The sequence below is a fragment of the Profundibacter amoris genome, from assembly GCF_003544895.1.
In the GTDB taxonomy this organism is placed as follows: Bacteria; Pseudomonadota; Alphaproteobacteria; order Rhodobacterales; family Rhodobacteraceae; genus Profundibacter; species Profundibacter amoris.
Genome location: NZ_CP032125.1, coordinates 1,817,600 through 1,843,821 on the forward strand (window position 1 = coordinate 1,817,600; position 26,222 = coordinate 1,843,821).

The window sequence follows — 26,222 nt, forward strand, 5'->3', positions numbered from 1 at the left end:
GTCACCCTCCATTAATGCAAATACACCTTGATAGCATCCAGCGCCTTGGCCGATCCCGCAAGGCTGAACTTTTGGCTATCCGCGCCGAACGAAACCTCCACCCACTCCGCCGCACGGATATTGTCTACAAATACACCCGTTGCGCCCATGCCTGCCGTGGTGAAGTTGCTCAACAGCGCATCAGAGCCACCGCCCGCGCTGTATTGGAAGTCCAGCGCCTTGCCGTTGGAAAACCGGACCTTCACTTGCTCCCAATCCCGTGGTGAGCGTCCACTGATATAAACTGTGACAGTGCAATTCTCAAAACTGCACGATCCATCCGGACCCAGATCATTCACCGCATCGGTGCGGGTGATCCAGATTTCATTGCCCTTCACACGGCGCGGGCTGACGTTGCCGTTCTCGTTGGTGTAGGTCCAAAACTCCGCCCCGCCTTCCAGTGACGCCTCGAAATACCAGTCGGCAGCGGCGGGTTGGGCAAAGGTAATCAGGGCACAGATCAGCAGGGGTTTCATATTTTCATTTCTTCGGTGGCCAGACGCAGGTTGGTGAAGCTCAGGATTAGGGTTGAAGCAGCCTCAAAGCTCAACCCGTGCTCGATGAAGTTTTTGTCCTCGAAACTGACGGATAGGTTCAGCCCGCCTTCGGGATTGACGGACAGGTCAAACACCGTGTCATTGCGTGGGGCGCGCAGCCTGCGCGGCGTCGACCATTCCACCGCCTCATCTGCCGGAACCAGCAGTCGCCGCACCCCAATTCCGCTGTCTTCCAGAATGTCGATCAGCAGATCAAGCATTTCTGCCGCCCGCTCGCGATCCTCTATCGCCAACGGCCTTAAATTATACTCAAGCCAGCTCGGCGCAAGAATGGGTTGCACCAATGCCCGCAACCGTCGTTTAGCACCTTTGGGGTCATCCAGCATCACCGATACCATTTTGGTGGTTCCTTCAGATCAACGAAATCTTTGCGGGCGTGAAACAGAGTGTAAGCACTTAGCCCCGCGAAAACCAACCCGACGATAATACCGTCCGCATCGGCCACAAGCAGGCCATACAGACCCCCGAAGAACAGCGTCAGCAGGATAAACGGCACGGACAACAGTAGCAGGAAAACCACCCGCGCTTTCAAATACCCAACACCAAACCGCCCGCCTTCGCCATACCCTTTTCGCGCCTTGCAGGATGGGCAAACCGTAGCTTCATCGTGGATTTCGGTCATGCAATGGGGGCATTGGGTCATGGGGAAACTCGCTTCTAATACGCACAATCCACAATAACCTGAAATGGGATATTTCTCAAGTCGCATTATTCGAATTCCGGATATAATCAACCGGAGCTCCTATGAATCGAACATTACGCAGCGCAGGCCACCGTGCCTTGATGGAAGCCCTCAAAACCGCACGGCTGGACGCAGGCCTGACCCAAACCGAAGTTGCCCAAAAGTTGAAACGGCCACAGTCGTTTGTGGCAAAATATGAGAATGGCGAGCGTAAGGTCGAGGTCGTCGAACTGGCCCATATTGCGCGGGCGATTGGGTGTTCAGCTTGCAGGGTGATTGAACAGGTGGAGCTGGCGGAATTCAATATAGGGTAGTTCGTACCCAGTCGACCATCATTAGCTAACATTTTGAGAATTTAGCCGACGGCGAAGATGCAAAGCGCATCCGGTCTCAATGCTTCACAACTTCGTTGCTAGAATACATTTATTCCAAAGCGGCACATTCGATAGATTAATATCAGACAAGAAGGGATTTCCATACCGATTACCATCAATAACATCTAGAATCTTTAGCGTGCAAAGTGCATGGTTTGTGGCGAGAATAGGAAGATTAGCAAATTCTTTTTGCCAGTCAGAAATGAAGGTAGAAATAACTGACTTCCCCGGCTCTACGACTAAAGCCCAATCATTTTCAGCTAGCTGATTCATATAAACTGCGTTGGACTCCGCGGCAGGATGAGCAAAGCCGCAGAGTATTTTATACATTTCATATATTTTTGGATTATTTGGCTTTAGCTCATTTACATAATGGTAAGTCTGTTTTGCAATATGGGTTTCTGGGGTATTATCGGATTTTTTTAACTTTCTTGCGTGAGTGTAATGTATCAACGAATCCTCTAATTCCTTTGAGGTAAAGAACGGGTTTACGTTTCCATCAAGCATTTTTCGAATGGCGCTATTACTTTCGGCCAAAGTAAGCGACACCGAACCAAGTGAATGGACAGCATCCCCTGTGAACTCTACGAGGGCACGAAGTGATGATATAAACGAAAGGTGGTTCTCACTTTCATAAGCGGCATTAATTGCGTTCACCCAAGTGACCGTTCTCATGATTGATGAACAGCTTGCAAAATGTGCGCGATCCAGCGTTTCTTTCCAGTAAGCCACACCCATTTCGTTCACGGGTAATCTAGAAAAATCGTCTTCACTCATGAAGTTGTATGTAATCGTCTTTTTTTTCAGGTCTTCAACGAGTTGAAACAGGATTTCGACCACTTTTGCGATGTCACTTCCGAATATGGATTCATTGCTACGCATATTATCATTCCCTACTTTGATGACTAAACAACCGTGAGTTTGCAATAAACACTACCATCCAAAGTAGATCAAGATTTGCACCATCTAGAACTCGGTGAATTTTGCCCCCATATAGCAAAAATTCCCAATAACAACTTCGGCTTACACAAACACCTTCACTCATCACCACTCCCCCATTTCCGCCGTATAAAACGACTTTCTAGGCCTGTTAAACTGGGTCATATACTCCAGCTCGTCAGCAATTTCCGGCAGGGCGCATATATCAATCAGATCTTCGACGATGTTATCCAGACGGGTGCCGAATCTATCCAGCCGCCGGTCCGTGACGGTGATTTCATCCCCAACCATCACCCCGACGCAGATATATTCAAGGCAAATGCGCACCAGATAGGTGGTGTCGCCAACCACGTAGCGGCCCTGATTGAAAAACGGTTTCCCCTCGATCAGACGTTCCTGCGCGTCACGAATAATTCCGGTTTCCTGAAATGCTGTGATCATAATTCCCTCCCGATACTTAATTACATCTGCGGCCCGCGCGGTGCCGGTACTGGCCGATCTGGCTGTGCCTTCTTCACCTCGACAAGCTGCGCAGCAAGTCGAACAATTTCACCTGCCCGTCTTCCAGCGCTTTCAACCGCATTTCGGTAGAGTTCTTCTGCTCGCTGGCGAAGCTCATGAAATCGCGTTGCATATTCTTCAAGGCGGTATTGAATCCGCTTAAATTCCGCGCCTCGTCGTTCATGCGCGTTAGCGAGTCCTCGACGCAACGCAGCAACTCTTTCTCTAGCGGGGTCAAATCGGTCATGCGGGCGTTCCTTTACCGAAACAGCAGGCAAATGCGGTTTTTTTCCGTGCCCTGCGGACAGGAAACCACCCTTACGCCCTCGCGCAATTTGGTCAGGTAATAAATCCCGCCATGGCCAAAGACCTGTTCGCTGTTCTTCAGGGCTTGGGGTAACACCGGTACGGGTGGTGGCGCTGGCTGGTAAAGCGCCCACGTGGCCACCAGAAGGCTGCCCAGCAACGCCGAGCACGCCCCGATGGTCATCGCCGTTGCCATCAAGGTTGTGCCCTTCATTCGCGTCAGCTTTCGGGTCTCGTCCAAATCCTCGATCTGGCTGGTCAGCTGGTCCAGCTCCTGATTGATCCGGTGCTTGATGTGGCGGCTCTTCTCCTGCGTCAGCCGCACCAGATCGTCCATATCGCGCGTGGTTGCACTTAGCGCGGTTTGCAACTGCTTGTTGTAATCGGCTTCGAAGCTGCTCAATGCCAGCCCGATCCGCTCGCTGCTTTCACTCTCCTGTTGCAGTGCTTTCTCTTGCAGCTTTTCCAGCAAGGTATTCGTCTGCGGTCCATTCTTCATAATAAATTCTGTCCTCCATTCTGAACGTGTCTTTTGCCCCCTCGCCGCCAATTTTGCGCAGGGTGATGCGGGTATCGCGGCGGCGCTTCTTCCCGCCTTCTGCCTCAAGCGCATCCTGCTTGGCCCGTCGTTCCTGTTGCTTTTCGCTTAAGGGCTTGATCTCGATCCCGACATCGGCAAGCGTTTCCAGATAACGGCGCATATCGGTATGGTCGCGGATGTCTCCGGCTTCGATCTGTTGCAAAACCATCGTATGAATGGCTTCGCGCAATTCGGCACGGTCTGCGGTTTCAAACACCGTTTTCAGATCACGGCGACGATCCGGTGCTTGCGGATCTGCCCAGCCTTTTAGCGCATTCCAGTAATCCCGAAAGGCGTTGAAATATTTCTCCGCCCCCGGTGGCGCTGCATTGAAGGCGCGGTTGTCATACAGCTCCACACGCGGGATCAGGAAATGCAGCTCTACATTGCCCATATGCTGATGCCGCACCCAGAGGATGTTGCATTGGTCCTCGGCCATGCCCGCGAATGCCGATTCCTCAAAACCCTGCATCACTTGCACCTGTTCATCCGGCGTTGGCGCATCACTTGCCGCAAAGGCAATCACGCCGGATGTGTAGCGCCATTTGCGATGATTATTGTTAATCAACAAGCGGGTCAGTTCGGCATCACCGCCCGAAATTTCAGGCAAGGTTTCACGCCTAACAGTTTCGCCTTTGATGCGGTGACGTTGCGTGTCATAGGCGGCAACCTCCTCGGCCAACAGATAATCCACTGCCGCGCTGCCACTGCCATTGCCATGTGCAAAGAAACGGATCATCATCGGATATGGTCTTTGAGCAAGCCACGCAATGTGCGGTCGATCACCACCAGTTCGGTCAACACCGCAATTGCCGTAATCCGGTGTCTCTGCCGCCGGTCCGCATTCATCGCCCGCGCAATCTGGTTCAGGTTATTGCCCGCCCGCGCCACCGATGCCAGCAACCGGCTATCCACCTCGGGCACAGATCGGCGCTTGGTTGCGGGCGCATTATCCAGCTGGCGGCGCAAGTATTCCGAGAGCGAATATGGCCCCGCCTTGCGTCGCCATTCCGCCAGCTCGGCGTCGGAACAACGGATGTGGATTGCCTTGGAACGAAGGGCGCGAGGGTTCGGTTTAGACATGCCGCCCCCCGTGAATTTCTGGGGTGCCATCACTTCGTGGCTTGGTTGGGGTTGAGGGGAAGGAGCGCAGCATTCCTTCCCTCACAAGGTGCGGTGGCGTAGCCACAAGCGTAACCTTGCTCTCTTCATCCTGACATCGCGGATGGGGACTAGATTTCTTTATCTCAGCAATCAATCCGGCAAGGTTCAACTGGCGCTTGGCATGTTTCCACGCCATGCCGCTTAGACATCGCTGTGGCTCCCTAACGCGGTATGGATCACCGTCTGGCCGCTGGAAATTTCGGTCAATAACGGTAATGAACAAGGCGGCAACACCCACCCCGAACTTGCGTTTGGTCAATCGCCAGCGCTCATCGGGAATTCCCATATCCTCGCATCTGTCTCTGCAAGCCAACGACAGTGCCGATAGCGGATCATTGTATCCGGCATAGGTTTCAATCGCCTCTTTCATCTGGGTTGTCGCAACCAGTTCAAGTGCGGTTAGATCAAGTGGTTCGACATCAAGGCTTTCACCCTTCTGCGCAGTACTATCAATATATTTAGGTTTATGGATTGTATTAGGTCGTACAGTTTGGGCCGACCCCGTCGGACATTCTGGCCGACTGGTGCAACCCAAAACAGTATCCTCCACCTCCTTCAAAGCTGCCAAGATGCTGTTCAGTTCATCGAGATTGTAAATCTCGCATGGCCTGCCACGCGGATAGGCTTGCACCGCCTCGCCCTCAAATCCAGCATCAATGATCTGGCGACGTGTTGCGTTGATCTCTGCGCGACAGGCTTGTAATGCCAGCGTCTCCATTTCGATCTCTGCGACCAGTTCCTGAAGCTCTGGAAACCTATCAATCAACGGTCCAAGGTTTACGCCCGCGCCCCACTTTATTAGTTTTCTGCCATCCGAGGCCCGTACCCCATTGCGGCGACCGCGTTTAGGGCAGCTCATAACAATCCACCCTGTCTCGGCCAGTTCTGCCTCGGCCCGATTGATCGAACGGCGTGGCATCCCGATTTTCTGGGTCAGCTTAGCCACTCCGTAAAAAACGGCACAAATCGAATTGGGCAGGTAGTCCTGCTTGCTGGTCAGCTCGATCAGCCTTCGAACATATTTGATCGCCGTTGGTGAAAGTCCGAGCTTCGGCGCTGCGGTTTCCCAAACCGTCCGCAATTCGCTCTTAGGGAAATCATGCGACAAGCCCACGTGAGTTAAAACGGTGCTCATACCAACACCCCGCTTGCCACGGATTCCGGCATCGGGTAGAATAGGCAAACACAGACTATTTCAAATGGACCGTCGACAAGAGTGCCAGCTCTTTCGGCGGTTTTTTGTTTGTCTGGGGGTAAAGTGGAATCGGAATTGTAGAGAAAGGCGTGTACGCGATTTGTACAATTTATCCCTCGATTTTGGGGCCAATCCGGAAAAAATCTGGAAAACCCCTTTCGCGAATGAGGAGAAATAACACCTAACCCATTGAAAAGATTGGTGCGCCTCGAAGGAGAGATATCGAACACTCTCTTTGAAGCGCTAACCGAGTGGGAACGCCATCTTACGCAGTTAGACCGTAAAGGTCTGAGGTGCGACGATGAGCAACTTAGACCATAATTTCAACAGTATAGCATCTAACTCGGCAAAATCAAAAGCCGATGTTCCGAAATACCCGCCGCCGTTTTCTATCCGTTTTACTTTCGAGGAACGCGCAAGGCTTGACGCAGAGCGCGGGTGCAAAACGCTTTCTGCCCATATTCGTGAGTGCTTGTTCGGCGAAGATGCCGCGCCACGCAAGCGGCCAGGCAACAGCCCTGTTGGTGATGCAGAAGCTTTGGGGCGCGTGCTCGGGGCGTTGGGATCTTCGCGCCTATCCTCAAACCTCAATCAACTCGCCAAGGCGGTAAACACAGGTTCGCTGCCGGTGACACCTGAGACCGAAGCCGATCTGGTCGAGGCCTGTCATGAGATCAGGGCTTTGCGCTCTGACATGCTGCGAGCGCTCGGAAAATTGCCAAGGAGCGAGCCATGATCCTCAAAGCCAAGGAACGCGGAGGTGCTGGGCAGCTTGCTCGTTACCTATTGGCGATGCGCGGCAATGAGCATGTCGAGCTTCATGAAGTGACCGGCTTTGCCAGTGATGATCTGATCGAAGCGTTCAGTGAGGCCGATGCGATTGCCAAGGGAACGCGCTGCAAGAATTACCTGTTCTCCATGAGCCTGAATCCGCCAGAAGGCGCTGAGGTTTCGGTAAAGGCTTTTGAGCAAGCGGCTGATAGAATCGGAAAAAAGCTCGGTCTGAACAATCAACCGCGCGCAATAGTCTTTCATGAAAAAGATGGCAGACGCCATGCACATGTTATTTGGTCTCGGATCGATGTTGAGCGGATGCGGGCAATCAACCTGCCCCACTTTAAATCCAAGCTGCGCGGTGTTTCGCGTGAATTGTTTCTGGAGCACGATTGGGACATGCCACGTGGCTTGCAGGATAAACGCTTGCGCGACCCGCTAAATTTTTCACGGGAAGAATGGCAACAGGCAAAACGAGCCGGTCTTGATCCCAGAGAAATCAAATCCGTTTTGCGTGGTTGTTGGGAAAGCTCTGACAATCTGGCGTCATTTGAACAAGCGCTTAAAAGCCGGGGGTTTTGGTTGGCACGAGGCGAGCGTCGCGGCTTTGTCGCCATCGATTATATGGGCCAGGTCTATTCCCTCTCACGTTATGCCGGGGTGAAGGTCAAAGAGATTGAAGCTCGTCTTGGAGATCACAAGCAACTGGCTTCTGCTGAGGCGGTCAGGGCCAGAATTGCAGACGGCATGTCCGCCAAGCTTGAAGAATTCATAAAGGAGGCCGAGCGCGATGCAGGGCAACGCCTGTCCATACTCGAATTTCACAAAAAGGAAATGGTCGCGCGTCAGCAAGAGGAGCGAAAGCATCTCTGGAACGCACTGGATAATCGTTGGCAGGCAGAAACCAAAGTAAGAGCAGAGCGGTTGCCGCGCGGCTTTTCCGGTATATGGCACCGCCTGACCGGACAATATAGCAAGATCAAAGCGCAAAATGAGCAAGAAACCCTGCAGGCCTGGCAACGGGGTCGGGAAGAAAAAGATGCGCTGATCTTCCGCCACCTGCAAGAGCGCGCCGCCTTGCAGAAAGATTTCAAGCGGCAAAATGCAAGGGCGCAGCAAGAATTGATGCAGTTGCGCGCCGATGTAGTGCGCTATCATGAAAGCCCTGATCATGAACCGCCGATTACGCGGGACAGGGAAGACGCGCAAAGACGGCGTAAGAATGCGCGCACGCGCAGGCTGGAGCCGTAGAATAAGGGGCGCTTATGCGCGCCCCTGAAGTTCTGGTGCATCTTCAAAGGGAAGCCGTAGAACGATGCGGCCATTGATCGGGCAAGTTTCAAGCTGCAGCGTATAGCCCTTGCCGTCCTTGTGTTCCCATGCCGCGCCGACCTTGTTCCAGTAGGACTTATCGCCCTTTTGAGTGACGTGCCAGGCCAGGTAATCGGGGGCTTTGGGGGCTTTTGTTGTGATGTGATTTTCGCGTGTCATTTCTTAGTCTCCTTTGCTTGGGTTGCTTGCTAACACCCTCCCGAGAGATCGAAAGCAAAGGCTCAGAGTTCATGGTCAACACGGCTGGCGCAGTCAGGTGGTGCGGGCAGACCATTGAAATTTGATGCCGCGTTCGGTCAGGGATTTTGGGTGCCTTTTTGCAAGCAAACCCGATCAAAGGGGAAAGACGCGCGCCTTAAGAATTCATCACGGGTCGCGTTACGTTCCCTATTTTCTGCCTGAAATCCACACCCTGGTGACAATGCCCTACTGGAATGCTGATTGCGGCCATGGGAGCATCGCGGCAAGTATTTACCAGCCAGCTATCTTCCCGATCAAACCTGCAATTTCCAAGCTGAGCCAGCATTTGTACGACTTCAATAAATCGAGCGATTCACGCCTATCCAATCCTGTTTTTTGAGTAGTCTCCCAAACCATCAGAGCCTTCATAGGCGAATGATGTGTGCCGGGGCCGAAAGGCCCTGAGCGGTTCGGGGCCTCCTTGCAATACAGGAGGATAGAATGAAACTTATCTCACAATTTGAAGCGGCTATGCTTGGCACCGCTGAGCTTTACGGTTTGCGCAAAAAGGCTTTCATAGCTTTTGGGGCTGCCGCGCGCGGCTCTCAAGAACAGCGTGATGCGCTCACCTCGATGCGCAACATTGAGCGCGAATTGGCGTCACGCGTGCTGTCACCATAAATCTATTGCGGCTGGCTTTCGCCAGCCGTTTCTTTACGCATTCCGACAATCCTGTAGGTGCATTATAAAGAACTCTTAAATTCCCAATACTTGAAACTCATTTGCAAGATTTCGAAACAGTCTTGATTTTGGCGTAATCCTATAACTTGAAAGCTCGATGCTTTCGACCGGGCGCATCTGCTGTTTGAACTGGTTTAGACCAGAAGTTTCTGACCCTCCAATACATACGCGGCCAAAACCTCTGGCCTCCAATGCTTGGCACATATCGAGCATTACAAATCTGGAAAGGCCACTTACTTGGTGGATGCCAATATGGGCATGAGCGTTTGCCATGCCATTCCTCGGGTCGGTTTCTTCCCAAATGGAAAATCCGGCTGGCTTGCCATCATGATAAATAAGGCGACCTTGCATTGGTAGAATATCAAAAAGCTCAAGAAGGCGTTGATAAGGTTCGCTCTTGCCTTTTTCGTTTGATGCCCACTGTTCTAGGACTTCGAAAATATCGCCGCGATGCTGACTTGGATCGAAATCTATTGCCAATACCCTTGTATGGTCCAGCTTGTTTAAAGCCGTTCGTAATTGTTGGAATTTATTTCCCCGGTGCTGGCCTACAAGTTTTGTATCGAGCGTACAGACTGGATAAGCCCAATCCAAATGTTTTTCTGGTATTTTCTGCGCATTGAAGTTTGGGTTGATTTTATCCTCAGGCAGGAGCCCTTCTGCGCGGGCATAAATTGGCACGCCGCCACTAGACACAATTGCGCCTAAAGCTTCTGTCAAAAGTTCATCGCTTTCCTGTCCAATTGTCGGAAATACCAGAAAATAATCTTCAAGATTTGGATGACGGCAATAAATGATAGCTGTATTTTCGTCCCGAGCCATCCACAAGCCATTCCGCCCAGTCATTGCAAAATATGCGGCAGATTTTTGGTATGGATCATCGCTTTTTGAGAAGTTTAGAACCCTTTGCAATAAAGGTAGGTCATCATATCCTATTGCAACAATTCTGCTATAGGTTTGTTGCTCGAATTCCTTCCCTAATCTGATCTCACTTAATTCGTTCATGGCTACTCGACTACCTTGGCAACATTGTCCCAAACGCAATCGAACAAAAGCCTTTCCGTTCGGAAAAGTGCTTTGTCTTCAATGATAGTAAGCGTTTCGATATCACCCCAGGAAATCATCGCCACCTTGTTCGCGAATATCCAGTGCGTGTGGGGAGTGAAATACTTGCTGGGAATTTTTCGATACCAGTGAATTGGGGCTACGAAATAATCGGCGTCCTCAGAAACAATCATCCGTTCGGTAATTCCGGCCTGCTTTAGGCGATCTAGATGGTTCTTAAGAAAAGACTTATCATCACCATCTTCCCAACTCGTCTCAATCACACCTTTAATAAGAATTTCACCGCCATTTTCTTTCAAATCGCTGTAAATTTCATCAAGAAGTTGGCGATGAATCTTCTCGCCTTTGTATACCCTCACGGTGTTCTTGCGCTCGCGGACGCCATCATCGTCTAAGAATTCAATCCCTTTGCCCTCAAGCGCTGCTCGTACCAAAGAGATTGACGCCGCACGCGGAGTGGTCGCTTCAGTCTCAAAACCACCAATTGCAGCGGAGGAAACCGACGAAATTTGGGATAAATCTGCGCGGGTAATGTCTAATAATGCCCTAGCCGCACGGCATTGTTTGGGAGAAATAACATTCATAATTCAACAACTTATCTATGCCTTTTTGTAAAAAATACGCCTTAAATCGAAAAAATACATCGAATAAGGTAAATAATATTGACCTTTTAACCAATTTTTAACCAATTGTCTATATAAATTCACAATATTGAATATGTAATTTGATTTTAAAGGGGAAATACCATGATCATTTTAAAGAAAATCGGAGGGCGTGCCTGGAACGCATTTCGTCCACAAAACGACAATAAAGGCGAAGTCTCGCTTTTTGATGTTAAAGAGCTTTACGACGCTGCTTATGCAGAAAAAGCCAATGCGCGGGTTAATATCAAGCGTTTTCGCTCATTGCTCGAAAAAGCTACAAAGCTAGATGCTGCCTATCGCAAGCAACTCAGCAAAGCGAATGTAACGCGTTATGGGAGGGCAGCATAATGACAAAAATTTCAAACAAATATCATGCCCATGCGCGCGTTGAATATGACCTGCAGTTTCAGAATTTCCTGGCCAAGCTGGTCAATGTCTCAAGCCTTCAGCCAAGAGAGCTCTACCTTTACCCGCTGATGGATCGGGTCGTGTTCAAGGATTTTGAAACCGCGATTGGCGGCACAATCGCAGATTTTGCCAAGGCCTCGAATGACAATGAAGCGCAGGTTTAATAGTGGGGGATTTTTTGTCCCAATAAGGCGGCGGGCTGCAAAGCCCGCCGTTTTTTTGATGGGTTCAAAGCGAGCCGCCGCTTTACGCGGCAACTCCTTCTTTTACTGCATTTGTTTCTTGAAAACCGTGCAGGAAATCCGCTGCGCGCTGCGCATGGGCGGCTGCAGAAAAGATTGCCCGTTTGTCTTCCTTCAAGACTTTCAGCCAGCTTTGAATATAGGCCGCGTGATCTTTACCCGGCTCAGGTGTCAATGCCAGATCAGCGCAAAGGAACGCCGCGCCAAGTTCGGCAACAAGTTCTTCGCGGGCATAGCCTTCATCGCCCCATTTTTTGCGGCCAAATTCTCGGTCAAGACGCTTGGGATGTTTGGTCCAATGCGTCAGTTCATGAGCCAAGGTCGCATAATAGCTTTCAGGAGTGTTGAAGCACTCAAAAGGCGGCATTTGCACATGGTCGCTGCCGCCTGAATAAAAGGCACGATTTCCGCCAGGCCGAATATCAGCCTTGCTTGCGGCAAAGAATGCTTCTGCATGGTCAATCCGCTGCGCGGGATCAATTACGGGCTCGGGCTTTGCATAGAAATGCTCGGGAAGCCCTTCGATTTGCTCGACGTTGAAAACACTGTACCCTTTCATGAAGGGGATTTTGCGTTCTTCCTCACTTCCGTCTGCTTTCTCCTCGGTCTTGGTGATGGTGTTGGCATATACCACAAGATTGCCGCGCTCGCCTTTACGCACATTTGCGCCATATTCCTTGGCTTGGCGGTAGGTCATCCAAAACGGCGATAGATAACCGCCTTCAATGGCCGCGCCCCAAAGCATTAGCACGTTAATTCCGCTATAGGCCATGCCGTTATGACGCAGCGGTTTAACAATCCGCCCGTCCATATTGCCCGCTGACCACGGCTTGAGCCATGACAGCTCGCCTTGCTCCAAGTCGGCAATAATCTTGTCAGTAACTTTTTGATAAACATCTTGTTTCATTGGCTTTTTCCTTCTCTGGTTTAGTCGGTTGCGCATGCAACTGGACTAGGCCCGCGCCAATGAGCGGGGGGGAGACCGTCAAGATCGCAGCCAGCGGAGGGGGATCACCCGTCCTGCACAAGCAACGCGCGGAAGGATGGGGAGACCGCTGGCAAGCGCCCAAAGCCCATGCGAAGGGCTTGGTCTTGACGGAGGACGGGGGCGCAGACCCCAATCAGAAAAGAAGAAGTTCAGCCCGCCTGGGCTGGCATCAGATCACGCGCAAGGGGTGGAAGCCGGATGGCCGAGACTACAGGCTCGGTTCACGACAGCCCGGCCACAAAGTGGTGCACCGTAAAATGTGTGAATGACCATTGATTTTCATTTTTTTGGTTGCATTGGAATAGGTATTGGGAGAACCTAATAATATATGAAAATTCAACAGATTAAGCCCGCACGCGCGTCGGACATTCAGTCTGTTTTGAGGGATTGTTGAAGCAGTATGTTGGAAGGCATTCAATTCGAAAAGAGCAAAACGGGCTCATTATGTTTCACCATCGAAGATATTTCCGATGAGTTGAAGAACGTCATCCGCGCGCGCCTGTCCGAGATTTGCATTGGAGCAGCAAAGGCCTCAAGAAATTCGGTACTATACTCCTATCAGAGAACCCTGAAGGCATTCTTTCAAAAGTTCGATCCGAAAAATCCAGATATTCAAAAGGGCATGATTGGGGAGCTTCTTACCCATGTGCTCTTACTGCACTATGAGGACTATTTTCGCGCGGCTTCTCCGTACTTCAACATGGAAGAAGACTCGATTAAGAAGGGCTTTGATCTAGTCTTGCAACATAAGGCCACGAGCGAAATCTGGTTTGTAGAAGTGAAGGCTGGCGAGTGCGGGCTGGAAACGAGCATTAACAAGCTGGGCAGTCTTCTTTCGCTTGCGAAGAACGGTCTAAAAACTGCGTTGGGCAGTGATAGAAATACACTTTGGCAAAACGCTGTGAACGGCGCCAGCTTGGTCATCGATGACACTAGCCTCAAGGCACAAGTTGAAGCGCTGCTTGAAAGCTACAACGTAAAAGCTGTGGACGGTGAGTCAGCGAGCACTGACTACAACGCGGTTCTGGTCGCCGTGAGTTTTTCGGGCGCGCAGGCTTTTGCCACCGGGGCAGAGTTTCAGGCCCGACACACCACGCAAAAGGATATGAACGAGTTCAGGGATTTGATGTCGATCGCAATGCAAAAGGACACCTTTAAAAGCGTCACAGATTTCTTGCGAAGCGAGATTTCCGATGTCTAAAGCGCCGCTCAGAACACTCAGGAATTCCAACTTTTTCGAGCTTTATCAGACGCTCTTGACTCGCGGCGAATTGAGTAGGGCACAGTCGGAAACACTGCTCTCGGCGGCAGTCCTTTTCCTAAACCACGAGAACCCGGATGTTGCTGCTTTGGGATACCGGATTGTGGTGATGTACGCGAACCTCACCGGTGACTACGTTCCGCTCTATGACGTTGCCATTGGCCGGGGCTTTATGCCGATTGTAGACAGCGTACAATCGGGTCTGGCTGCGGAAGAAGAGCCTGTCCACTTTTTCCCGGAATATTTTTCGTCTTTGCTGGAGCTTTTTGAGGTAGAAGACGCCGTCTTCACCCAGCAGCAGCTTGATTTAAGAAATTTTTTCAATGAGCATAACTTGACCGACGTGACCATCACGGCACCAACATCTTACGGGAAGTCCGAGCTGATTTCAGGTTTTTGCAATCAAAATCTTCAGAGCAATATCTGCATATTGGTGCCCACAAAGGCCTTACTCGCTCAAACCAAGCAACGGCTCTTGAAAAAACGGACTGCAGACGATAACCGTCAAATCATAACCCACGCCGAGATGTTTCAAGGAGGCGATCAAAACTTCCTAGCGGTACTAACGCAAGAGAGGTTGCTCCGATTTTTTATCAAGCATCCAGATGTCAACTTTGACTTTGTCTTTGTCGATGAAGCGCACAACCTGCTCGGGGACGACTCGCGGGCCTTGTTGCTTGCGAAAGTCATCATCCTGCAAAAGCGGCGAAATCCGGCTGCGCGCTTCAAGTACCTAACGCCATTTCTTGTGGATCAAAAGAACTTGCAGCTTCGATACGCCGAAATCGAACCGGCTGACTACAAGGTCAAAGAAGGATTGAAGACAGAGCGATACTATGTGGTTGATTGTCGGGAGGGCGAAGCTGTCAGTATTTACGACCAGTACTTTGACAGGTTCGTTCAAAGCACCGAGGAAGTTTTTGACGATGAGCTGCAACTAATTCTAAATCTAGCCGCCAAGAAGAACATTATTTTCTTCAATCTGCCCAAAAAGATCGAACTGTTTATGCGCGCATTTCTCCCGCGTAATGACGATCTCGAAAATGAAAGCATAGCGCGTGTCTGCGACAGTATTGCAGATTTTTTGCATAGCGAGTATCTGCTTGTTGAGGGCTTACGCAAAGGCATCCTTTATCATCACGGTTCGGTACCGGATATCGTTAAGCTTTACATCGAGCGAGCCTACACCGAGATCCCCGAAATTCGCCACATCGTCTGCAATTCTACTCTTCTTGAAGGGGTGAACATCCCAGCTGAGAGGATGTTCATCCTTGAAAACAAAAAGGGGCAGAGGAATCTTACCAAGTCTGAGTTTCGCAATCTTGTTGGCCGCGTATGCCGATTCAATGAAATATTTAGCGTTGGGTCGGGCAACCTAAGAATGCTTGAACCAGAAATCTATCTGGTTGGAAGCCATGCGTATCTGGATGCGCGGGCTAATCTGCGCAAGTTCATCAAAACCGTTGCTCAGGTTGATTTGAAGCTTCAGGATGAGGTCGATAATGTGCTGTTGGAAGAGGTGTTGATCGAAGATGACGCTAGAGAGGAACGTAAGCGAGAAGCCGATGAATTCCTTGAGAACGTCCTTCCAGGAACAACGGGGCTAGACGTAGCAAGAGCGGTCACGCCGGTTGGGCGCGCATGTTTTTTGAACAATATTTCTGAAATCGATGTTCTGCAACATGAGACACAAATTCAGGGCCTTCTCGACGGTGTAAGGGCCCCCACTCAATCGTCTAATGAGGTCTTGGCGCTGATTGCCAGTGCATTTATTCCGTTCCTGAAGGATGGCGGGGCATTTGATGTTCTTCGCCGTATTGGGGAGGAAAGTGCCCAGACCTTCTATGCCATGCTGATTGATTGGAAAATCAGGGGTGCGTCCTATGCCGAGATGATCAATAACTTCCTGCGCTATTGGGAGGACATGGGAGGCGATGAGGTCTACGTGGGGAAATGGGGTGACATTGCTAGGGAAGGCTCTTATCGCCAAAGTTGGGTGATCATCAGCGAGAAGTCTCACACAGAGCAAGTGAATCTGGCGATTGTCCGCATTAAGGAAGAGCAGGACTTCATTGACAACCACTTGTTGAAATACGTGGAACTGCTGAACGATCTAGGCAAGCTCGAAGAGGACCTTTATTTGCAAATCAAGTTTGGGACAACCAATCAGAACAAAATTAGATTAATGAACTTCGGAGTGAACTCGATCCTAGCGGGCAAGCTCATCGATAACTATGCAGACTTTGTTGATCTCGAGCTGGATACTGGTGTTTTAAGGCTTCGTCCCGAGTTGATTGAGCAGATGCGCCAAAGCAGAGAAAACGAAATTCTAGTCTTCGAGGCTGGAATGCACATGGGACTTACACATGAATTCTAAAAACCAATACTGGCTTAATGCTTCATGGCCTTCGAACCCCAAGAGCCTAAATTAGCTGAACCCTCGCAATCAAACATCTAATGCAGCCCCATGTATGTGCGTTAAGGATCATGAGGGATTACCAATCGACTATTTTGCACGCGACTTATGCACACGCCAAGCATTTGATTTCATAGGACCGAACCAGGCGTGAATAGCCCCTAGTTTCCTAGACACTTTCTTATTTCATTTTCTGCTGCCTTTCGAACTCTACGGGCGACAGCATTCCGTTTCTAGCGTGTTTGCGTTTCGGATTGTAGAACATTTCGATGTAGTCGAATATATCCCGCCTTGCGTCTTCTCTGGTTTTGTATGCCCTGCGCCTGATGCGCTCCCGTTTCAGCAGGTTGAAGAAACTCTCAGCGACTGCATTGTCATGACAGTTTCCACGGCGACTCATGCTGTGCTCCAGATTGTGGTGCTTTAGAAATGAAGCCCATTCCATGCTGGTGAATTGCGAGCCTTGGTCCGAGTGGATTAGCACATTGCCCGTTGGTTTACGCCGCCAAACGGCCATCAGCAGTGCCTGCAAAACGAGGTCAGTATATTGACGGCTATGTGTTGCCCAGCCAACCACACGACGAGAATATAGATCGATCACAACTGAATAGCCCCTAGTTTCCTAGACACTTTCTTATTTCATTTTCTGCTGCCTTTCGAACTCTACGGGCGACAGCATTCCGTTTCTAGCGTGTTTGCGTTTCGGATTGTAGAACATTTCGATGTAGTCGAATATATCCCGCCTTGCGTCTTCTCTGGTTTTGTATGCCCTGCGCCTGATGCGCTCCCGTTTCAGCAGGTTGAAGAAACTCTCAGCGACTGCATTGTCATGACAGTTTCCACGGCGACTCATGCTGTGCTCCAGATTGTGGTGCTTTAGAAATGAAGCCCATTCCATGCTGGTGAATTGCGAGCCTTGGTCCGAGTGGATTAGCACATTGCCCGTTGGTTTACGCCGCCAAACGGCCATCAGCAGTGCCTGCAAAACGAGGTCAGTATATTGACGGCTATGTGTTGCCCAGCCAACCACACGACGAGAATATAGATCGATCACAACCGCCAGATACAGGAACCCCTCATAGGTTTTGATATAGGTAATGTCCGTGACCCAGAATCTATCCGGTGCATCAACATCGAATTGCCGGTTCAGCGTGTTATCCACGACAATCGATGGCTTACCACCATACTTGCCAGGGCGGCGTTTATAGCCGATCTGGGCCTTGATACCCGCCAGCCTTGCCAAACGAGCTACACGGTTCGGGCAGCAGGCCTCGCCTTGATCCAATAGATCATCATGCAGTTTCCGATACCCGTAAATCTTGCCGCTTTCGTCCCAAGCCTCTTTGATCAACTTTGTCTGACGCTGGTCCTCGATGGCCCTTTTGCTAAGGGGGCTCTTCAGCCAAGCATAGAAACCACTGGGGTGAACGCGCAGACAACGGCACATTGCACGGATCGAAAACAGTGGGCGATGCCCTTCAATAAACGCATACTTCATTTGGCATCTTTCGCGAAGTATACGGTGGCCTTTTTTAGGATATCCCTTTCCTCGGTGACCCGCGCCAACTCCCGTTTTAATCGTCTATTCTCAGCGGCATGATCGTCGTTGATATTAACCTCAGCCGACTTCGAATACTTCTTCACCCACGAATACAACGAGTGGGTGCTGACGCCCAATCGCTTTGATACCTCCGCTACCGGGTATCCCCGCGTCGTGATTTGATGCACCGCATCCCGTTTGAAATCTTCACTGAATCTTGCATTGCCCATGGTGGCCTCCTTGCCTCATTTTTAGGAAAGAAGGTGTCTACAAATCTAGGGGCTATTCAGCGTGCAAAAGTCTTGATTTATGCACGCCTACTGCCCTAATTTTCTCCACAATCTTTAAAGATTATGGAAAACAGATGTGAAACGAACTTTGAGCCCGACGAAACCGACCCCTGCCCTAGTTCCACAAAGTATAGTTTATGGGAATTAACTGCGCGATTTTTCTTCCCTGTACTGGATTGAAGAAATCAGACCTTCTTTGATCCTTTTGGACAGGTCAGAGAGCCCGAGAGCTCCCAGAACAATTTCGTCTATCTGCTCATGCTCATTCGTCGAAACTTCAGCCAACGTTCCTAGCGGCGGTCTTGTTTCCAGCATTGCCTTTATCTTCAAAATTTCCGACGCAAATGGGGCAATGACTTTATAAGGAAATGGTAATCTTGCTACATCTGTAGCTTCGGATTTCAACATACCCCCACCAAGGTTGGTGCGACCAGACAGCTCCCTAAGAAACCAGAAAAGTGAGGAATTGCAATAAGCCCAAACAGCAAGCTCTTCTTCTTCAGTCAAGCCTTGAGGATAAATCTCAACGTAGCTATGAGTATACGTTGAGCACTCATTCATCGCACAGAAATGCCTTCCAATACCTCTAGGGAGCACAAACTTTGCCGGAACTTTTCTAGTTTTAGTGAAATCAATCCCCTTGTGCCCATTTTCATCTAGTGAATTCTTCACTGACGAAGAAATGTACTTCAAGTCAACAAGAACATCTTCAGTTACTGTGATGACGAAAGAGTTCTTTTTGCGGAAGAACGGAACACACCATTCCTCTTCTAATCCTAGCACAAGAAGGTCTTTTCTCGGAATTGCGTGGTCAGCTGTTATGTTCAGGCCTTGACCGAAATTCAAAGCACTCCGTTCATTTAAAACCTGAGCCTGGAGCTTAAGGATTACGTCTGGCATCCAGATCGGAAGACGGTAGAGAAACCCCCACTTGTTAAGCAGGATTGTTTTATCGTCCTTAGCGTAATATCTAAGATCAATTCTCGGATCGTCAGTGCTCTGCAAAGATGAAAGGGAGTGTCCAATATTTGCTATATTATCATCAACGTGTATCAAGCGAAGCCCGCCAACACTCTTGGTATTAGGTCGCGAAAACATAGATATTACGGTGTTGATGTTTGGCCCCCCATCCCCCGAGAAATACTTATACTTGCTATCAACTACGGCTCTAAAATTGGACTTCTTAAGTAGGAATTCCTGACATTTATCTCCATAATCTGTGTCCAACCACGAGTTTTCCGTGATAAAACATGCGCTACCGGTTGCATTCAGAATCTCTAGTGCTTTTGGGTAGAAATACATCATGAGGTCTGAACCACGCGGGATCAGACTGGAGCTCTGACCCCACATCTTTTTAAGATGTGCCTGAAATTGAACTTTATCTTTATCACTAAATTCTTTGGATCGAGACTCGAGATATGGTGGATTGGCTATTACAATATCAAAACCGGCTTTATCCTGGAAGACTTCTGAAAACTCCAACTTCCAGACAAAGAATGGTCTGATATTATGTTTTCTTAGCCTTGCAACCTCCTCGAGCTTTCCATTCATTCTGTTCTCAAGCAGAGTGGCCTCAATCAGCTCCCATTTTAGGTTGTCAATACGTGCCTTGAGGCTTTGCTTTTTTGACCTTTGAGCTTCGGTAACAAATTCTTCAATGCAGCGGTTTAACTCATCCATCTTTACTTGGATGAGCTTTTTATCGAAACCAAATGCTAGCTGTTCAGCCCCTTTGGAGTCCGTTTTTGTTAAGATGCTTTCGTCGAATAACTCAATACCTTCATAGTCTTCCAGAAGGCTGTTTCCCTGCATTATCTTGTGGTCTAGGTTTGGCAAAGGGTGCGGCTCATCTTCATCAACGACCAAAGCAAGCCAAAGCCTAAGCTTTGCAATCTCTACGGCACCGGGATCAATATCAACTCCATGTATTGAATGTGAAATACTATGGAGCTTGAGTTTATAGGGATTTCGCTCTCTACCGAGATGAACGCCTAAAACCTCCCTAGCCTGAACTATCTCATTTAGCATCCCAAGAGGAAATGCCCCTGAACCGACGGCAGGGTCGCAAACCTTTACATCAGAAAGCGCTTGATCGACGTCTCTTGCTCTTGCTCTGATACTTTCAGGAAGCATAAATTTGTATGTGTCTGTTTCTCTACCGCGTTCGATTACTATGGAATCAACTTCGATTACTCTTGAACCTCTGAAAATTAGAACTTCAAGATATTCTCTTCGTATCTCTTTACGAAGGGAATGATACAGATAGTTTATAAGGCTGTCTTGGCACATATAGTGAACGATTTCTCGTGGTGTATAGAACGTCCCCTTACTCTTTCTATCCTTCACTTCCAGTAGATTTTCGAAGACCTTACCGAGCATCTCAGGATCAACAGCCACCTCTTTTTCGAGCGGCTCGTTCTCGTTTACCGTGAAGTTGTAACGGTCGAAGATATCAAGGATTCCGTCGCCCGCATCCCCTTCAGCGGTGCGGTTCGAATTTGAAAAAAGCTCATCAGGAAGACGGATGTTCGTTGTCTCCCATGAGTAGCCGTTCATAGGTTCGAAGAGACCACCGTTCAGAAACGGCATCCGGCAGTTGTTAAGGCGCGGGTAGATAGCCTCTACACCTCTATCCTGGGCAAGCGCTTCGTAGAAAAGCGGCTCCAGCACATCATCAAAGAAGTTTTTTCCATACTTCTCGCGGCGACCAAATAGCTGCCTCAAAAAGTCTTTTGGTCCGGTTCCCCAAGGCTTTCCTGGAGCAACACCGAACCATCCTTTCTTTTGGAGGAAGTAGAGGAATGCCATCTGCCCAAGCGTCTTCTTGGCAAAATCAACGGTAGTAAGCTCTTTCGCTTCGAAGTCAGCTTTGATGGCTGGATCGCCTTCCACAAGCTTGTCGAGTGACTCCTTCATTCGGAAAAAGAGCTCGCAGTATTTCTTGAAGAACTCATCGGTGACGCTCTCGATATTGAAAGCCTCTTCCAGCTCTTTCAGAAGCGGCTTTTGGCTATCCTGGAGCAGGGAGACGAAGCGGCTTTGTACGGTGTGGCTCCCCTCATGACGCCCAATAAGGAACGACCAACGTTTCGCGGGCGTTAGCTCCTCTTCCGTCTTTAGCTTTCCGTCCTTGACCTCGAGAGAATACTCGAGCTTCACGAGTGAGAAGCGCCAGTCATGTTGATCAGGCGAGAGAAAAGCAACAAGCGCAGCATCTCGACCGTTCTTCTTCAGGTAGTCAGCGATAAAGTTCCTCTGCGCGGTCCGAGCTCGATCAAGCGAGCTTTCGCGCTGAAGCGTCACCTCAAGGATGTCGAGACTTGTTCCTTCGGCGTCCTGATACGTCCCAAGAATTAGGTATCCTTGAACGAAAGCGCGAAATGCCTCTCGAACGTACTGCCCATCACGGCGCTTATCGAGAGGGGTATACTCGCCCTTGAAAAGGTTGCTGATAAAGCGAACAAAATACTCGGCGGAGTAGTCTGCTTCAAATGCGCCTTGTACGAGTGAAATTGCTTCAGCTTTGTTCATTATTCTACCGCGTTAAAATATTCAGAAAGTATGATCTCTTTGGCTGCACCCCTACCCTGCCCTTGCTCGGCTTGGTTTGGCTGCAAGAAGGCCATTGGGAGCTCTAGCTTCAGGAGGGTTAAAAGCTTCAGTGGGTTCACCAAGAGCTCTGGGGTATTCTCGACCTTCGCAAAAATTCTCTGCGAGATTTTCTTTGGAATCCCACCAGCATCAAGCTCAGAAATGACATTCGAAATGTACTCCTCATCATCCTCTGTGAAGCCCTGAAAATTCCGCACTTGCTTTGCTTTCAGCATTTTCGAAAGCCGCGCAGCGTTGTCTCTGCTTCCACGTTTAGTCGAGAACTCCTCTTCTTCTATTTCGGTTGATCGAGTAAGCATCTGCGAATTTTTCTCAAGAAGCGAGTAGAAGGTTTTATCAAGCTTCGACCTTTTCTCTTGAGCATCTGCTTTGAAAGCATGGGCTGCTTGAATGAAGTCGAGCTCTTCTGCCACATTGATATCATCCGCGCTGACTAGGAAAAATTTCTGAAGTTTCCCCTTGCGGAAATAGGTCAACAGGTTGGAAACAGAACCTTTTGATTTTCGAGCTGTGCGAGCTTTCTTCGGGAGACGTTTCACCTTCTCAAAGAGCGATGGGTTCTCGTCTCGAACAAGACGTATCTCTTGAAGGTACTTGAGTTCACTCTCTGGCTCGTCCCCTCCTTCGATGGTCTCTTTAGATAGAAGTTGGCTAAAGAGACTATGTGCCTCTAACTCCTCACTATCAGTTAGCAAGCGAGCATCAGCCCCGAGAAGAGAGATGAAAGCCGCAATCTTCGCTTCAGCGGCTTCCTTTAACTTAATATGATCGTTTGACTGATCTGTCGGGAAGAATGTGTAGGTGTGTATCTTCTCGTGTTTTGTATCTACGCGGTTGATCCGCCCTACCCGCTGCATGATGCGCGTCGGGTTCCACGGGATATCATAGTTAATAACCACGTTTGCGCGGTGAAGGTTGGCACCTTCAGCAAGCACATCGGTCGTGATGAGTAGTTTAAAGTCATCTTTTGGGTGCTTCGCGTTAGCGTCGAAGTTCGCGATGACTTCTTCTCGGTCAGAAGCGGAGTTGGAGCTAGTAAAGCAGACAATCTGCCCTGCGAATTCATCTTGGAGTTGTGCCTTGAGGTATTCCGCTGTTTCCTTGGACTCTGAAAAGATGATCGACTTTCCGTCATGAATTGGCGTTTCCTTTTTCAGTGCATCCTTAAACGCGAGTATCTTGGGGTCTCTTTTGACGGTTTTCCACATATCCTTGATTTCTTGCAGGATATGCCGATCAGCTTGAAGCTCCAGCTTCAGCTTATCATCAAACTCATCAGCCGGAAATTTCTCGGCCTTTCCTTCTTCCACGAGCCGGTCAACGCCATCTAGGTCACCGCGTTCAAGATACTCAAAAATCTTCTGCGTGTGTTTCGCGCTGACGTAGACGGTTCCATCCTCAAACTCTCGGATGAAGCGATCATAAGATGCGATAAAGCGGTCTAGAGTCTGCGTGAATGCAAAGAAACTACTCTCAAGTCGCTTAATCAGAAGCATTTTCATGAACTTCATCATGTTCTGCTGACTTTGACGCTCCATGGCTGTCATACTCCCCTTATAGTGGAGCATTGGCGTGTAACGCGCATACATGAAGTCTTGCGTCACGAGCTCTATGGTACGGAAGAAGATGCGATCCTCTTCTGGGTTGAACTCATAGAAAATTGGTTGGGGTTCAGCCACTTCAGGAAAACTCATTCCCTGCTGCCGGAGGTCATCACCGTAATATTCCGTGATTTCTTTACGGGTTCGGCGCACCATCAGGTGCTTCAGAACTCGGTCTCGGATGAGTGCTGCGTTCTCCTTCGTAGCCGCAATATATTCTTTCTTATCTGCTTGGCGATCCAAGCCCTTGAGCTTGCGCTCGAGACTCTTGAAAAAGCCTTCAAGGTCCGGAAGGTTGGGGATCGTGCTTTGCCGCGTTTTCTGGAACAATTTGATCTGAGCCAGTAGGTCACTTGGCTTATTGTTATACGGTGTTGCCGTGACCAAAATCACCTTCTTACCCCGACATATTTCTGCAAGCTTTGCATAGGTATCTGTTTCTTCAGAGCGAAACCGATGTGCCTCATCAATGAGTACTACATCATAGTCCTGGTGCTCATTCTTGCGGATTATTCGGTCGAGAATTCCGACGGACCGGCAAGTGTAATCCCGAGCCCTAAATCCAAAGGTTCTAAAAGCGTTCTCCCAGCTTCCTGGGTTGTCTTCGTCAATCAAATGGGGCGGTGCTAAGACAAGAACTCGTCGGTTCAGTTCTTGGCACAACATCGTTCCCATGAAGGTCTTACCTAGACCCACAACATCCGACAAAAATACGCCGCCGTATTCATCGACGATCTTGCGAGCGTTGATAACCGCATGGTCCTGATACTTCAGCTCCTTGAAGTTCTCTGGCCGATAGCGGTGGTCGAGGGCCTCTTCGTTTATTTCTTCCCTAAAATATTCATAGAGAAATTTTAGGTAAAGCTCGTACGGGCTGATATCTTCTCTTAGCCAAGTGTCCTTCTGAATGGTCTCGACGTACTTATCGCTGACATCGACCCCCTTTGCCCAAAGCTCTTCGAATTTATCTCGGGCAAATTCATAATCTGATCGGTTTTTCAACTCCACGTTAAACTCGAGATTCTCGACCAAGCCATTTCTCGTAAAGTTGCTTGACCCGGTGATCACCCGACCCATGTCCATCTGGCCTTCTTTAAAGCCCATCACGTAAAGTTTTGAGTGAATCTTCTCCTCTGGATAGGCGCGAATTTCGAGCTTTCCCGACTTTAGCCATTCGAGAAATTTCTTCACTCCGACTTCGACATGAAGTTCATTTTCCGAGAGCTCCATCTCCTCCTTCACGGCATTTGAAAACTGGTCACGGGTCTCCTTATGGGACTGTATCCTCTGAAGGAGGTCATACGTTTCTCGGTTTGTGCTGATACCGATTAAGATTCGAATGCGATCTGTACCTTCAAGTGAAGGGTACATTGCGTGAAAGCCACTTGTGTAAAAGTAGCCAACCAGAACATCAAAATACTGGGTTGCCTTGATGAGTGTTGCAAACCTATCTCTCAGATTGCCCGCTTCATCGTTCGTAATGAACGTTAGATCATTGTTAGTTATTGTTGTATTTTGTTTCAATGCATACCCATTCGATTGAACTGAACTTCAAATGAGTGAGAATCTGTTGCCATGCATACTGCCCTTGAGATCATGCCTGTTTCCCCTCATTCAGTCCGAATTCTTAGCTTTTCAAATAGTAACAGCCGCTTACGAGTGATGCACTCGCAAAACGCGCTAAGGGAGAGCTATCCACAACACACATTTTGCATGCAACCATGCTTAGCGCCGAACATTAAACTAACCTTGGCTGCTCTGCTTGAGGCGGTAAGGTCGCCTTTGTCGGCAAGCGCTTGATAACATCACCGGTTTCTTTGCCCGCTACGGCAAGCTCATACTGCGCCTGTAGATTGATCCAAAACTGCGGATCAGTGTCAAACCAGTGCCCGAACCGAAGCGCGGTGTCGCCTGTTACGCTGCGCTTGCCAGAAATAATCTGGCTGACGCGGTTGGGTGGCACGTCGATCTGGCGTGCAAACTCGGTCGGCGTGATGCCTATTTCTTCCAGCTCGTCCTTAAGGATAACGCCGGGATGAACAGTTCTCATATACATGTGGAACCTCCTTTCCTTAATGGTAGTCCACGATTTCAACATTTGATGGTCCAGGTTGGCCTTCTGACCATTCGAAACAAATACGCCATTGCTGATTGATGCGAATGGAATACTGCCCCGACCTGTCCCCGCGTAGCGCTTCCAATCTGTTGCTTGGTAATGCTTGCAAGGTATCGAGTGCAGGAGCCGCGTTCAGGATCGCCAGTCGCTTTGCAGCCTGGGCTTCAAACCCCTGGAACGATTTTACGAACTTACCGCCTGCAAAATTTTCAGTCTTTTTGTCTCGATAGCCCTGTATCATTGCTATCAATATAACAGCAATGACGGAATACGTCAAGCGTCAAGACTATCTTCACCCTCAAATACGCAACGGGTATTTTCTTGATTCCTATAAAATGGCGCGGATCAATCTGGCGGTAGGATTGTGCATGGCTGGGTGTTGGGGGAGAGGCACTTCTCCATGCCTGACGAGCTGGGTCTCAGGGGCGGCAAAAGGCCCCTGGGAGTGGTCCATCTTCGGCAAGCTGGCGGCATCCAAACCGCGCAGGGTTGGTCTCCATGAAATGGTCATGGGGGTATCGGGGGCAGCAGCAACGCTCCCCTGATTGGCGCGGCAACGGCCAAACGGTGCGAGTGGGTTCAGGGGGCGCGATAGCCCCCGATCCTCCTGAAAGGATCGATGGGTGCAGGGAGAACGAAGTCTCCCGCGAGTGTTTGACCGGCGATACGGTCTAT

27 protein-coding genes and 1 pseudogene are annotated in these 26,222 nt (G+C 49.5%); 8 read left to right on the top strand and 20 right to left on the bottom strand.

What is annotated here, in order from left to right; all coding sequences use genetic code 11:
* Positions 1–11 precede the first annotated feature (11 nt).
* Genes BAR1_RS09015 through BAR1_RS09025 form a run of 3 tightly spaced genes read right to left on the bottom strand, consistent with a single transcriptional unit; the run spans position 12 to position 1,239 of the window.
* Positions 12–515 (bottom strand): hypothetical protein, encoded by a 504-nt coding sequence (locus BAR1_RS09015; protein WP_118942714.1) that lies wholly within the window; start codon positions 513–515, stop codon positions 12–14.
* On the bottom strand, positions 512–934 hold the full coding sequence (locus BAR1_RS09020; protein WP_118942715.1) for a hypothetical protein: 423 nt from the start codon (positions 932–934) through the stop codon (positions 512–514). The genes BAR1_RS09015 and BAR1_RS09020 overlap by 4 nt, the downstream gene beginning before the upstream one ends.
* Complete coding sequence (locus BAR1_RS09025; protein WP_162891726.1) at positions 922–1,239, bottom strand: zinc ribbon domain-containing protein; 318 nt, start codon at positions 1,237–1,239, stop codon at positions 922–924. Before BAR1_RS09025 ends, BAR1_RS09020 begins: the two co-directional genes overlap by 13 nt.
* A gap of 101 nt (positions 1,240–1,340) precedes the next feature.
* Here BAR1_RS09025 and BAR1_RS09030 point away from each other — a divergent pair, with 101 nt between their 5' ends.
* Positions 1,341–1,592: a helix-turn-helix domain-containing protein gene (locus tag BAR1_RS09030; RefSeq protein WP_118942717.1), complete on the top strand. Its 252-nt coding sequence runs from the start codon at positions 1,341–1,343 to the stop codon at positions 1,590–1,592.
* An 84-nt stretch (positions 1,593–1,676) separates the two neighbouring features.
* Here the strand turns inward: BAR1_RS09030 and BAR1_RS09035 are convergent, their stop codons facing one another.
* The 7 genes from BAR1_RS09035 to BAR1_RS09065 form a co-directional block, all read right to left on the bottom strand.
* A complete protein-coding gene (locus tag BAR1_RS09035; RefSeq protein ID WP_118942718.1) occupies positions 1,677–2,534 on the bottom strand; it encodes a hypothetical protein in 858 nt (285 codons plus the stop codon).
* A gap of 162 nt (positions 2,535–2,696) precedes the next feature.
* The gene (locus BAR1_RS09040) at positions 2,697–3,032 is read right to left on the bottom strand and encodes a hypothetical protein (RefSeq protein ID WP_118942719.1); all 336 of its coding nucleotides are present in this window, start codon (positions 3,030–3,032) and stop codon (positions 2,697–2,699) included.
* A 73-nt stretch (positions 3,033–3,105) separates the two neighbouring features.
* Positions 3,106–3,339, bottom strand: coding sequence for a hypothetical protein (locus BAR1_RS09045; RefSeq protein WP_118942720.1), 234 nt, complete (start codon positions 3,337–3,339; stop codon positions 3,106–3,108).
* A 12-nt stretch (positions 3,340–3,351) separates the two neighbouring features.
* Positions 3,352–3,897 carry a hypothetical protein gene (locus tag BAR1_RS09050; RefSeq protein ID WP_162891727.1) on the bottom strand — a complete coding sequence of 182 codons (546 nt, stop codon included), beginning with the start codon at positions 3,895–3,897 and terminating at the stop codon, positions 3,352–3,354.
* A complete protein-coding gene (locus BAR1_RS09055) occupies positions 3,827–4,720 on the bottom strand; it encodes a relaxase/mobilization nuclease domain-containing protein (RefSeq protein ID WP_118942722.1) in 894 nt (297 codons plus the stop codon). Before BAR1_RS09055 ends, BAR1_RS09050 begins: the two co-directional genes overlap by 71 nt.
* Positions 4,717–5,061, bottom strand: a complete 345-nt coding sequence (locus BAR1_RS09060; RefSeq protein WP_162891728.1) for a plasmid mobilization protein — start codon at positions 5,059–5,061, stop codon at positions 4,717–4,719. The genes BAR1_RS09055 and BAR1_RS09060 overlap by 4 nt, the downstream gene beginning before the upstream one ends.
* A complete protein-coding gene (locus tag BAR1_RS09065; protein WP_118942724.1) occupies positions 5,054–6,277 on the bottom strand; it encodes a helix-turn-helix domain-containing protein in 1,224 nt (407 codons plus the stop codon). The genes BAR1_RS09060 and BAR1_RS09065 overlap by 8 nt, the downstream gene beginning before the upstream one ends.
* A 361-nt stretch (positions 6,278–6,638) precedes the next feature.
* Between BAR1_RS09065 and BAR1_RS09070 the strand changes: the two genes are divergently transcribed.
* Both BAR1_RS09070 and BAR1_RS09075 read left to right on the top strand, forming a co-directional pair.
* On the top strand, positions 6,639–7,073 hold the full coding sequence (locus BAR1_RS09070) for a MobC domain-containing protein (RefSeq protein WP_118942725.1): 435 nt from the start codon (positions 6,639–6,641) through the stop codon (positions 7,071–7,073).
* The gene (locus BAR1_RS09075) at positions 7,070–8,362 is read left to right on the top strand and encodes a relaxase/mobilization nuclease domain-containing protein (protein WP_118942726.1); all 1,293 of its coding nucleotides are present in this window, start codon (positions 7,070–7,072) and stop codon (positions 8,360–8,362) included. The genes BAR1_RS09070 and BAR1_RS09075 overlap by 4 nt, the downstream gene beginning before the upstream one ends.
* A gap of 12 nt (positions 8,363–8,374) precedes the next feature.
* Here BAR1_RS09075 and BAR1_RS09080 read toward each other — a convergent pair whose 3' ends face one another.
* The gene (locus BAR1_RS09080) at positions 8,375–8,602 is read right to left on the bottom strand and encodes a hypothetical protein (protein ID WP_118942727.1); all 228 of its coding nucleotides are present in this window, start codon (positions 8,600–8,602) and stop codon (positions 8,375–8,377) included.
* Positions 8,603–9,124: 522 nt separating this feature from the next.
* Between BAR1_RS09080 and BAR1_RS09085 the strand changes: the two genes are divergently transcribed.
* Positions 9,125–9,304: a hypothetical protein gene (locus BAR1_RS09085; protein WP_118942728.1), complete on the top strand. Its 180-nt coding sequence runs from the start codon at positions 9,125–9,127 to the stop codon at positions 9,302–9,304.
* A gap of 75 nt (positions 9,305–9,379) precedes the next feature.
* Here the strand turns inward: BAR1_RS09085 and BAR1_RS09090 are convergent, their stop codons facing one another.
* Together BAR1_RS09090 and BAR1_RS09095 are read right to left on the bottom strand one after the other, a co-directional pair.
* Positions 9,380–10,369, bottom strand: a complete 990-nt coding sequence (locus BAR1_RS09090; protein ID WP_118942729.1) for a phosphatidylglycerol lysyltransferase domain-containing protein — start codon at positions 10,367–10,369, stop codon at positions 9,380–9,382.
* 2 nt (positions 10,370–10,371) lie between these two features.
* Positions 10,372–11,013 (bottom strand): hypothetical protein, encoded by a 642-nt coding sequence (locus BAR1_RS09095; RefSeq protein ID WP_118942730.1) that lies wholly within the window; start codon positions 11,011–11,013, stop codon positions 10,372–10,374.
* A gap of 162 nt (positions 11,014–11,175) precedes the next feature.
* Between BAR1_RS09095 and BAR1_RS09100 the strand changes: the two genes are divergently transcribed.
* Both BAR1_RS09100 and BAR1_RS09105 read left to right on the top strand, forming a co-directional pair.
* On the top strand, positions 11,176–11,421 hold the full coding sequence (locus BAR1_RS09100; RefSeq protein ID WP_118942731.1) for a hypothetical protein: 246 nt from the start codon (positions 11,176–11,178) through the stop codon (positions 11,419–11,421).
* The gene (locus BAR1_RS09105) at positions 11,421–11,645 is read left to right on the top strand and encodes a hypothetical protein (protein ID WP_118942732.1); all 225 of its coding nucleotides are present in this window, start codon (positions 11,421–11,423) and stop codon (positions 11,643–11,645) included. The genes BAR1_RS09100 and BAR1_RS09105 overlap by 1 nt, the downstream gene beginning before the upstream one ends.
* 82 nt (positions 11,646–11,727) lie before the next feature.
* Here BAR1_RS09105 and BAR1_RS09110 read toward each other — a convergent pair whose 3' ends face one another.
* Positions 11,728–12,630, bottom strand: coding sequence for an ArdC family protein (locus BAR1_RS09110; RefSeq protein ID WP_118942733.1), 903 nt, complete (start codon positions 12,628–12,630; stop codon positions 11,728–11,730).
* Positions 12,631–13,111: 481 nt separating this feature from the next.
* On the opposite strand from BAR1_RS09110, the gene BAR1_RS09120 reads away from it, so the two are divergent.
* Both BAR1_RS09120 and BAR1_RS09125 read left to right on the top strand, forming a co-directional pair.
* Positions 13,112–13,912: a Hachiman antiphage defense system protein HamA gene (locus BAR1_RS09120; protein ID WP_118942735.1), complete on the top strand. Its 801-nt coding sequence runs from the start codon at positions 13,112–13,114 to the stop codon at positions 13,910–13,912.
* A complete protein-coding gene (locus tag BAR1_RS09125; protein WP_118942736.1) occupies positions 13,905–16,349 on the top strand; it encodes a DEAD/DEAH box helicase in 2,445 nt (814 codons plus the stop codon). The genes BAR1_RS09120 and BAR1_RS09125 overlap by 8 nt, the downstream gene beginning before the upstream one ends.
* 220 nt (positions 16,350–16,569) lie before the next feature.
* Here the strand turns inward: BAR1_RS09125 and BAR1_RS09130 are convergent.
* The 6 genes and pseudogenes from BAR1_RS09130 to BAR1_RS09155 all read right to left on the bottom strand — a co-directional run.
* Positions 16,570–16,995: pseudogene (locus tag BAR1_RS09130) on the bottom strand (IS3 family transposase); the annotation flags it as partial.
* A gap of 27 nt (positions 16,996–17,022) precedes the next feature.
* Positions 17,023–18,158, bottom strand: a protein-coding gene (locus BAR1_RS09135) for an IS3 family transposase (RefSeq protein ID WP_407681507.1) whose coding sequence is annotated in 2 segments (ribosomal slippage) — positions 17,023–17,912 and positions 17,912–18,158 — 1,137 coding nt in all. Because the reading frame shifts where the segments join, the coding sequence is not laid out codon by codon here.
* 204 nt (positions 18,159–18,362) lie between these two features.
* Entirely contained in the window at positions 18,363–21,749 is a 3,387-nt protein-coding gene (locus BAR1_RS09140; protein WP_118942738.1) for an Eco57I restriction-modification methylase domain-containing protein, read from the bottom strand.
* On the bottom strand, positions 21,749–24,955 hold the full coding sequence (locus BAR1_RS09145; RefSeq protein WP_228408522.1) for a helicase-related protein: 3,207 nt from the start codon (positions 24,953–24,955) through the stop codon (positions 21,749–21,751). The genes BAR1_RS09140 and BAR1_RS09145 overlap by 1 nt, the downstream gene beginning before the upstream one ends.
* A 214-nt stretch (positions 24,956–25,169) precedes the next feature.
* Positions 25,170–25,487, bottom strand: coding sequence for a HigA family addiction module antitoxin (locus BAR1_RS09150; protein WP_118942739.1), 318 nt, complete (start codon positions 25,485–25,487; stop codon positions 25,170–25,172).
* Positions 25,488–25,503: 16 nt separating this feature from the next.
* Entirely contained in the window at positions 25,504–25,824 is a 321-nt protein-coding gene (locus BAR1_RS09155; protein WP_228408523.1) for a type II toxin-antitoxin system RelE/ParE family toxin, read from the bottom strand.
* Positions 25,825–26,222 lie beyond the last annotated feature (398 nt).